Source organism: Marinobacter sp. UBA3604, from assembly GCF_002375325.1.
GTDB classification, from domain to species: domain Bacteria; phylum Pseudomonadota; class Gammaproteobacteria; order Pseudomonadales; family Oleiphilaceae; genus Marinobacter; species Marinobacter salarius.
This window is the reverse complement of sequence record NZ_DFMB01000001.1, coordinates 44,126-54,027: the sequence shown is the minus strand read 5'-3', so window position 1 is coordinate 54,027 and position 9,902 is coordinate 44,126. Positions and strand designations below refer to the sequence as shown.

Genomic DNA, 9,902 nt, shown 5'->3' with positions numbered 1-9,902 from the left:
GGGGGCCAGTATGGTTTCATGGCCTTACCGAGAATCGGCAACGAAGTCATCGTCAGCTTCCTGGACGGCGACCCGGACCAGCCGATCATTACCGGAAGAACCTACCACGCCACCAACACGCCGCCGTACGCGCTGCCGGAGCACAAAACCCGCACCACCCTCAAAACCCAGACCCACAAGGGCGAGGGCAGCAACGAACTGCGATTCGAGGACGAAGCGGACAAGGAACAGATCTACGTCCATGCCCAGAAAGACCTGGACCTGCTGACGGAAAACAACCGCACCGAAGTCATCAAAAATGACAGCCACCTGACCGTGGACCGCCATCGCAAGGCCCACATCAAGGGCAATGACCACGCCACCGTGAACGGTGAGAAGCGGGAACAAACCGGCAAGGACCACAGCTTCAACGTCACCGGCACCCTGCACCTGAAAGCCGGCACCGCCTGGCTCAGCGACTCCGGTACCGAACTGCACATCAAGGCGGGCCAGAAAGCCGTTATCGAAGCGGGTGCGGAAATCACCCTCAAGGCCGGCGGTAGCTTTGTGAAGATTGATCCCAGTGGCGTTGCCATGGGTGGTGCTGCCATTAAGCTGAATGCCGGTGGGTCACCGGGCAAGGGCAGTGGGCAGAAGGTTCAGATGCCGGAAATGCCGGGGTTGGTGGAGAAGAATGGTGGGGCTGTTGCGGCTGCTGAGATTGCAGATGTTGGCCAGCGGGCGAATGCCGAGCCCAAACCTGTGGTTGCGCACCGATTGAAACAGGCGCGAATGAATCGGGCAGCGGTGGTGGAACAGTGTCAGGAGCAGTCTGATGGTTCGTGTCCTCTCAGTGATTGCCCGTGTGGGAAAACTCAGCAGGTGTAAGCGGAGAGTTTCATGGTTAATTCACCTAAAAAGTTCAATAAAACTCGTTATCTTGTTTTGGAATCTCAGCAAAAAAAGCCCTTACTCCAGGAACTCTACGAGATCTCGGAAAGTCCTCAATGGCTCTACCTGTTTGCGGATACCGACTGGCAAGCCTATCTCAAGGATGGTCCGATTTTGTTGGAAGCCGGACAGGACAGTGCTGAGTATCGTTGGGCTCTTAAGGGGCTGAAGCAAGAACGTTTGACTGGCCTTGTTCTGGAATCTTCAAAGGAACTTGATGTAGTAGCCAACTGGTTGAGGGAGCGCTTGACTGTGTGTTTCGAGGGTCAAAGAAAAGGACTGCTTCGGTTTTACGACCCACTGATCTGGCATCAATTGAAACCACAAAGTAAGCCAGTGGCAGTTGTGATTGAGCGGGCCATCTATTGGTATGAAGAGCTCGGTGAACAGCGGTGGCTAACGACTGAGAATCCAGAACCAATTGCCATATCGCCAGCGCCGTCACTGGACGAGCAACAGTGGTTGGAATTGAATGCCACCAGCGCCTAAACATGAATTTATCGTTTTAAGCGAAAGGAATTACATGGATGTCTGAAATCACGTCTACTCAAACAGCAGGAAGCTGTGGCCCGGCCTGCGAGGGCGAATCTTTGATCATTGAGGTGATAGGAAAAGATCACCCTGAGGGGCATACCTTCCGGATCTATGACGAAAGTGATAATGAGCAACAGGAATGGTTAGAGAATCAAGTGCAGGTTGAGGATCTGGATGAGTCGATGCTGACTATCTGGCCATGGAAAGGACAGACAAACCGTAACGTCTGGCTTGATATTGAGGCTAGGGAAGGCGCTCCCATCCGCGTTCCCCTGTTCAACGGTGTTGCCAGCACCCCGCGTCAGCTCGAGAGACAGTGGAACCGAATATGGGCAATAGTTCCCCTGGCCATGATAAATGATCCGGACCCGGAACCCGGCCAGTCTGCCGGCAACGTTGTTCCGGTCAGGCCTGGTTTCATCTACATCTTCCGGAACGGCACACTCTGGCGTGAAATTGAGGTTCGCAATGGGGAAGCAGGTGCCCCAGAGTTCTGTGATGTCCGCCTCGCGGATTACCTGGAGCCGGGCTCGTCGGGCGTCACCGATGATCACCGTGACGTCGCAGGTAAACCCCTACCCGGAATCTGGTTGCCTGTGTGCCACATGAATAACTCCGTCCTAGTCGAGTTTCAGATGGCCTTCTCGGAAGTGCAACTATCTGCTGAGCGTATTACTTATCTGGAACTAAACAATGCCGCCCGGCAGCAACGATGTCAGACACTGCGAGGCCCGGAACCCCCGGTTTCCCCGCTGGATTCTACCGAGCAGCAGATGACGGCGGGCGGTTTGGTTTCCCTTACACCCCTACCGCCAATGCGACTGAGAGAGTCGGAGCTGGAGCAACGTCTGCCTCGCCCTTGGAATCAGATTTACGATCTCTCCGGTACCCATGCAAGTAGCTTGTTCAGTCAGGCTAGGGAAGAATTGCAGGCTTTTGGCACCGGTGGCGCTTCTGCGGAAGAAGCCTGGGAAGCTGCGTACTATAGCGATGCCCCCCTCCGGGGAGCGCCTGCCGCCCGGGCTGATGCCCTGTTAGCCGGATCAGAACCGGATTCCATTAATACTGAACTCTGGCAAGCACTCGATACCTCGGAAGATGCCTTGTCATCTGCAAAGGAAAACCACTACGCAGGCGTAATCCTGGAAGACCGCCTCTTTTCGCTGCGTCATCGACTTACCCAGGCACTGGAAGCGCATCGTTTGCTGACTGGCCTGCTGGAGGCGGTTGGTCAAAAACCTCATAGTGATAGCGCCCAGCTCGTATACCGGCTTATGGGGCCGAAACGATTGGGAGGACATGACAACCCCTTGCACGTCTACTTGGACGAAATAGACTCTAGCCGATTCGGCCCTCTGCATACCCATCTGCTGACCGCACAACGCCAGCTTGCCCGGGAAGAACTCGCCGAAGCTCAGAAACAACTGGCGGGGCTGATTCGGCAAACTGATAACCAGATTGCTATGGCGGATCTGTTCAGCCTCTCGAACGCTGACTATATCGAAGGTTTTGCCGTTACCCGAGACCTCTTTCTGGCGTTGGCTCTGGATCCCGATGGTATCGATCATCTGGCCCGCGCCGAGTCCACCAGCGAAGCGCAGATACAGGATGCCAACGACCTGGTCTTAAAGATCGTTGAAGAGGGCAGCGACCAACCACTGCATCGTATGTTGTTCCCATCTGAGGAATCACAGGGGCCTGACGGCGTAGCTCATGGAAGCGCCGCAAAGGGAGAGTGCGGTGATGGCCGATGCCGCCCGGCAGACTTGGAGAGATTACCCGACCAACCACCTAAAACGGATGAGGTGCAGACCCTGACGGCAGCGGCACTGGCCGGTCTGGCGAAGACCGATGCTATTGATCTGTCCTCTGAAGCGAAACGCTGGATGGCCGCCGTCGGCGCGACCCTCGACGGGATCGACAAGCATGTCCGCGCCCTGGCCAACCGGCTGAAATCCCAGGCCTACAGACTCGACAGCCGGCTATATGGTCCACTGTTGAGAATGGCAAAGGCTCGCGATCCCTCACTACTTGGTAGCGTGCAACGAGTGGCCCGCAATGCGGTCCCTCAAGGCTGGGTCATCCTCGGGCTTCGTGACCCTGCCTCCGGCTTGGATATGGGGTTAACGGAAGCAGACCGGGAGTATGTCCATAAATCCAATGGCCATCGGCGCTTCTACGGAGAATACATGGACGCGGACGGCAACCCACTGGCCAGTACCCGAAAATCCGACATCCCAAATCTGGCCGACACTGCAGAAGCTCGGCAAATGCAGGTGTACGCCGCTCCCGAAAGCTCTGAAGTCGTCCGGGCCCAAAGGGATATGCGGCGGTTGAAGCGGTGGGATGAGTTTTTCAGCAGGATAAGGGTGCCCTATCTGGTGTTGGTGCTTGAGGGGCATAATATTTGGAATGAAGCGTCACTAGCAAGAAAGACTCTAGCGGAAAAAGGCCGTTTCAGAGCGGGTGTGGGTGCAACAAGTGCCATAGTTGATTTGTTATTCGCAGGCACTATTGCGGCTGAGCGGCTGAGTATGGATCTGGGCATTTGGAAGAGCACCAGCATAAGACTTAACAAAACTGCCTTTACCATCAATCCTGAGATTATCGGAAAAGGGTCGACTAAGCTGGCAGATGCCTTGCCCCGCATAGTGAGTCGCCGATTACTCGGTGGCATGGTCACAGCCGGACTAACCATTACTGTCTCCTTGCTGGACATGGCTCACGAATGGGATACCGGCGATATGGATTCCGCCGCGGCCTACGGTGCGTCAGCAGTTGGTGGCGGCATGATGTTGATGGGTGGTCTGATGATGACCAAGATGACCGAAGCTGGAATCGCTCCCATCCTGCTGGGTATGGGTCCCTGGGGCTGGGTTCTGGCTGGAGCCACGGTCGCTATTGGCGCCGGTCTGCTGGCCGCAATGCTGGACGACCCGCCCCTCGTCGACTGGCTGAAGATCGGCCCCTTTGGTCCGGAACAAGACGATGCTTATCCCCATTTGGCGGACAATCCGGAAGAAACCTATTACCGACTGGTGAATTTGTTGGCAAAGCCACGTATTGCGATTGAAACGGTCAACAACCTCCACGCAAAACTCGCAGGCGAAGGCTACGCCATCGATGCAGGTCAGGAGAGAAAGTTTGCAGCCATCAACACCGTTGTCCGGGTTGAAAACAATCTTGCTGCCATGCTGGATTCATCCAGTCTTAATATCGCCATGCGACCGGTAACGGTTACGCGTACTCCTACTCGCCGAGGGCTGAGAACGCGACGTGAGATCGCCGAAGAATCACCGAATGTGATACTCGAAAAACCTTTGCCTAATGGCAAGGCCTGTTACCTGGCATTGCCATCGCGGGAAACCTTCAAAGCCACCTGGGGCCAGGAAGGTGTCAGAACCAGAGAGGTAGTGGTCCGTGCGCAATGGCAGGCTAGTGTGGAATTTGACGAAGCCTGTCGTAACCTAGTGTTTCCCGCCCCGGAACTACACGATAGTACGATCTTCGATCTGGTTGCTCATGGCGAGCCGGACTTCAGCGAGACTGGCCGGCTTTTCTGGGCGGATGAGCAGACCCATAAAACGGAGGAAAGCACATGACAGCCACCCTGGGAGGCCCCGGCTACGCTCCAACTGCATACCGCAGCAACCGGAGAGTTCCGGATCCAAAAGAACCCGGGCAACAGAGTGTTCTGTTCCGCAAAAGCTGGACTATGGGGCCACCTTTGCCCAAGGGGAAGTTGTCCGAGCTCATTCCTCCCGGGTTTCTGGAAACCTGGCATCCCCAACGCTTGCGGGAACATGAAGAAATCGAAAAACGCAAAGGTATAGCTGAACTGGAAGAACGGCATGCATACCATGGTCGCCTTGACGAGGAATGCCTGCGCTACGCAACCCTGCCTAAGGTTAGCTGGGCGCTGTTATGGCTGCAGCATGGTGGGCGCATACTGTTCACATGGCTACTCCCGATATGGGCTCTGGCTATGACTTTCCTTTGGACTCAAGAGCCTAGTCAAGTAACTTTTCATGAGTTCTTCTGGGATGGCATTTTTCCTTTTCTGGTCTACTTTTTCTTCCCCATGCTCCTGTGCTGGAGCATCGGTCGTTTTCTCGAAAAAAAGTTCCCTAAAATAGTCTATCAGGACCTGAAAGGCCCGCTGTGGGAACTCAACCGCCGCACTGGCATGGTCACCCTCTTCAAGGACCCGGAGAAGGAAGGTCAGTCGGGCGAAATACGGGGTCAGGCCCCATTTCATGAATGGGACGGCTACCTGCTCAGCCTGCCAGACCATCAGGGCAATATCTGGTATCGGCTGGTACTGGTCCACAAAACGCAGGAGTGGGCGCTGCCCATGAACCAACTATTAGCCGCCACTACCAATAGGGAAGACGTACTCGCATATTGGGATCTGGTCCGCCAGTACATGGACGTCACCAAACCATTACCAGATATTCCATTGTTTGAAGCCTACCGCCACCTCGACCCAACTACCCGTTCGCACGATGAGAAAAAGGGAAGAGATCCTTTATACTGGCGTAATATGAGCGAGCAGGACTACGAAGCGTTCAAACGTAAAAACCGCACCGCTCTGGCTGCCCACTCATGGTAGTCGGCAAAGCACGTTTCAGTGAAGAATCACTAATATCGAAATGGATAGTTACCCATGAAAGGACTCCTACTCCTCCTCTGCCTCCTAATCACCCCCATCACCCAGGCCGGTACCTACCGCTGGGTCGATGAAAACGGCCAGACCCACTTCGGGGACCGGCCGCCTGCGAACGCAGCCTCTGATGAGGTGGAGCTGAAGGCCCCCGCACCATCTTCGGATGCCGATGCCCGCGCGCGCAAGGAGCGGATGAATGAATTCCTCGAGCAAACCGAGCAGGAGCGGGCTGAGCGCAATGAAGCGAAAACCAAGCAGGAGGCGAAGGCGGCGAAGCATGAGGCTATGTGTGAGTCCTTGCGGGCGCGGTTGAAGCATCTTAAGAGCGTTTCACGTATGTACCGGCTGAACAAGGAGGGCGAGCGGGTGTTTGTCGACGATGAAGAAAATGAGCGTATCCGTCGGGAGTTTCGTGCCAAGGTAAAGAGTGAATGCGGCGCCTGATTCCGTTTTGGTTTGCTTTCGCCCTCTTTACCGCGTTCAACGCCCATGCAGAACCACCGGAACTGGCGCTGGCCGGTGTTTACGAGGAGGGCGTTGCCCTCGATGATTATTGGGTAAGCGAGAAACTGGACGGTGTACGGGCCTATTGGGACGGTGAGCGGTTCTGGTCCCGGGGTGGCAACGAGTATCGGGCGCCTGACTGGTTTACTGAGGGCTTTCCCGATGTGCCCATGGACGGCGAACTCTGGATGGGGCGAGGCCGGTTTGCGGAGCTGTCCGGCGCGGTGCGCCGGCTGGAACCGGTCGATCCCAGTTGGCGCCAGATTCGGTTTATGGTGTTTGACTTTCCGGCGCTCGATCAGCCCTTTGCTGAACGTGTTGCGGCTATGGAAGCGTTGGTGCAGCCATCACCGTCGCCATTCCTGGCCATGGTCGTGCAACGTAAGGCCACGGATCATGAGCGTTTGATGTCGGCGCTGGACAATGTGGTGTCCGAGGGTGGCGAGGGTTTGATGCTGCGTCGCGGCGGCAGCCTTCATTCAACTGGCCGTTCAGATGATCTGTTGAAGGTGAAGCGTTACGACGATGCCGAGGCGGTCGTGGTGGCGCATCTTGCCGGTAGCGGAAAATACGAAGGCATGCTTGGATCAGTTCGAGTAAGGCGGAATGATGGACGCCAGTTCCACATTGGTACCGGGTTCAGTGATGAGCAACGGGAAAATCCGCCGCCGGTTGGGGCTACCATTACCTATAAATATTACGGCTTCACGTCGACAGGCCTTCCCAGATTTGCCAGTTTTCTGCGGATTCGCAATGACGAACCCGAGGCGCCGTGATCCTGGGGCGCTCAATTACGAGGACTTCATCTACCGCCCCATACCTTGTGCTACAGTGGTTTTAACCGTGGTCGTTCTACATCTTTCCATGGTTGCTGAATGCCAGCTCTGTCAGGGCAACCCTGATGCCGGTAGTCAGTGGACAATGTGAATCGTTACCGAAAGCCGAAATAGCAGTACGACATACTGATAAGGAGGCAACAAATGGAAGCGAAATCCAGTCAGAACGAGTACGAGCAGGTCAGGCAAGATTTGCAGCAACTTCGCGAAGATCTCTCCAAGCTCACCAAAGCCGTTGCTGATGGGCAAAAGAGCAATATCAGTAGTCTTCGTGATGAAATTCGCCGGGAAAGCCGTGAGGCCTTTGATCAGGTCCGGCAACGCGGTGATGAGGCCTTCAACCGTGCCCGGGATGCGAGCAGTAAAGCGGTGCACGATGTTGAGCACAAAATCGAGGAGCGGCCGTTCCTGAGTGTTGTGCTCATGTTCCTCGCAGGCTTGTTGGTTGGCCGGTTGCTGGATCGCTGATCATGCCCGATTCCGCCTGGTTACAGGGCGTCTTGCGCAAGGCAGTCGCGGCCATCATTGGTTTTATGCTGGCCTTTGTGTTGCTGGTCGCCCTGTTGATTACCGGTTTTTACATGCTCGTCAATGCCGCCATGCTGGCTTTATCGCCCGTGATGGGGGAGGCCGGCGCCATGGCGGTGACGGGCATGTCCTGCCTGTTGTTGCTGGCGTTGTTTTTCTATCGAATGACTCGTCCGGCTACGTCCAAGAAAACCGCCAGTGCCGCCGGTGAGGGTGATGACCAGTCTTCCACGTCACCAATCGATGCCATCAGAGACCTTGTCCGCAACAATCCACTGGAAGCGGTGTTTGCGGCATTTACTCTTGGTGTGGTGGAGCAGGGTGATCCTCGCCTGAAGTCACTGCTGTTGCAGGGCGGCATGGTCCTGATGAAGGAAGCTGAGGCCGAGCAGGCCCGAGACAAAGACAAAACGGACTCACGGGAAAGTGGCACGGACGCGCCAGTCACATGATCGTCACCTGAGCGTAACCCCCCGCGCCGACAATAGCCGTGCAGTACCATTCATTGCACAGGGAGCTTGTTATGAAGTTACGCACGTTACTGGTTATGGCATTACTGATGTCTCTATTCTCTGCCGCCCATGCGGCACCGGATTGGCATGGCAAGGAGGATCGTTGGACTCCGCCAGGCCTTGAAAAATGGCACGACAAGTGGCCGGATCTGAAGGACAGACATCACCGGGGTAAACGCGAGGTCCATCTGGGGCCGCGCCCGTTCTGGCTGGTGGAAGACATGGATGAGGGGCGCCTGAAAGACCGGCTCCAGTCCTGCCGCGCCGACAAAATCCGTCCTACGGATTTCTCCATCGGCCATCGGGGTGCGCCGTTGCAGTTCCCGGAACACACGCTTGAATCCTATGTTGCGGCCGCCCAGATGGGGGCTGGCATCCTGGAGTGCGATGTTGCCTTTACCAAGGATCGGGAGCTGGTTTGCCGTCACGCACAGAATGATCTCCATACCACCACCAACATCGTGACGATTCCGGAACTGAACGCCAAGTGTACGCAGCCGTTTGTCCCGGCGGACCCGGCAAGTGGCACTGAGGCGCAGGCAGAATGCCGCACCAGCGATATCACGCTGGAGGAGTTCAAGTCACTGGAAGGCAAGATGGACGCCTTCAACCCCATGGCAACCACGCCGGAGGAGTACCTGGAAGGCACGGCAGACTGGCGCACGGAGCTTTACAGCAGTCGCGGCACCCTGTTGACCCATAAAGAGAGCATCGAACTCTTTAAACGACTGGGTGTGAAGTTCACGCCGGAACTGAAAACGCCGGTGGTTGAGATGCCCTATGAGGGCGACTACAGCCAGGAAGATTACGCCCGCCAGATGATTCAGGATTACGTTGAAGCCGGCGTGAACCCGAGGGATGTCTGGCCGCAGTCGTTCCTGCTGGATGATGTACTGTTCTGGGTCAATGAAACGCCGCGGTTTGGACGACAGGCTGTGTTTCTGGATCAGGAGCCGCTGACACCGGAGAATTCCTCCCTGGCGTGGATGGAAAGCCTGTCTGCGCAAGGCGTGAATATCCTGGCCCCCGCATTGTGGAAAATGTTGACCCTGGATGGCCACCAGCAGATCGTGCCGTCGGACTACGCTGAAAACGCCAAGGCAGCGGGGCTGGATATGATCGCCTGGACGGTCGAGCGTAGTGGTCCGTTGGCCAATGGCGGGGGTTGGTATCACCAGACCATCACCGACGCCATCAATAACGACGGCGACGTGTTCAATGTGATTGACGTGCTGGCCCGGGAGGTTGGGGTGATTGGTATCTTCTCGGACTGGCCGGCCACCACCACTTTCTACGCCAACTGCATGGGGCTTGCCGGCCGGGGCCATTGAAGGTCAGTTGCCTCGACGCCGTAAACTGGTGAAAATTCAGCCAATCGTTAATGCCGTTATC

9 protein-coding genes are annotated in these 9,902 nt (G+C 56.1%); all 9 read left to right on the top strand.

The window, feature by feature from the left end; all coding sequences use genetic code 11:
- Window positions 1-867: type VI secretion system Vgr family protein (locus tag B2590_RS00225; RefSeq protein WP_286847767.1), on the top strand; the 867-nt coding region annotated here is incomplete at its 5' end.
- 12 nt (window positions 868-879) lie between these two features.
- Complete coding sequence (locus B2590_RS00220; protein WP_278368442.1) at window positions 880-1,419, top strand: DUF4123 domain-containing protein; 540 nt, start codon at window positions 880-882, stop codon at window positions 1,417-1,419.
- A gap of 38 nt (window positions 1,420-1,457) precedes the next feature.
- Window positions 1,458-5,066, top strand: a complete 3,609-nt coding sequence (locus B2590_RS00215; protein WP_278368441.1) for a hypothetical protein — start codon at window positions 1,458-1,460, stop codon at window positions 5,064-5,066.
- On the top strand, window positions 5,063-6,076 hold the full coding sequence (locus tag B2590_RS00210) for a hypothetical protein (protein ID WP_278368439.1): 1,014 nt from the start codon (window positions 5,063-5,065) through the stop codon (window positions 6,074-6,076). Before B2590_RS00215 ends, B2590_RS00210 begins: the two co-directional genes overlap by 4 nt.
- A 54-nt stretch (window positions 6,077-6,130) precedes the next feature.
- On the top strand, window positions 6,131-6,574 hold the full coding sequence (locus B2590_RS00205; RefSeq protein ID WP_278368436.1) for a DUF4124 domain-containing protein: 444 nt from the start codon (window positions 6,131-6,133) through the stop codon (window positions 6,572-6,574).
- Window positions 6,562-7,410 carry a DNA ligase gene (locus tag B2590_RS00200; RefSeq protein ID WP_278368434.1) on the top strand — a complete coding sequence of 283 codons (849 nt, stop codon included), beginning with the start codon at window positions 6,562-6,564 and terminating at the stop codon, window positions 7,408-7,410. Before B2590_RS00205 ends, B2590_RS00200 begins: the two co-directional genes overlap by 13 nt.
- 204 nt (window positions 7,411-7,614) lie before the next feature.
- On the top strand, window positions 7,615-7,938 hold the full coding sequence (locus tag B2590_RS00195) for a DUF883 family protein (RefSeq protein WP_036211199.1): 324 nt from the start codon (window positions 7,615-7,617) through the stop codon (window positions 7,936-7,938).
- A 2-nt stretch (window positions 7,939-7,940) separates the two neighbouring features.
- A complete protein-coding gene (locus B2590_RS00190) occupies window positions 7,941-8,450 on the top strand; it encodes a hypothetical protein (protein WP_041335468.1) in 510 nt (169 codons plus the stop codon).
- Between the two features lie 71 nt (window positions 8,451-8,521).
- Window positions 8,522-9,841 carry a glycerophosphodiester phosphodiesterase family protein gene (locus B2590_RS00185; protein WP_041335470.1) on the top strand — a complete coding sequence of 440 codons (1,320 nt, stop codon included), beginning with the start codon at window positions 8,522-8,524 and terminating at the stop codon, window positions 9,839-9,841.
- The last annotated feature ends 61 nt before the right edge of the window (window positions 9,842-9,902 follow it).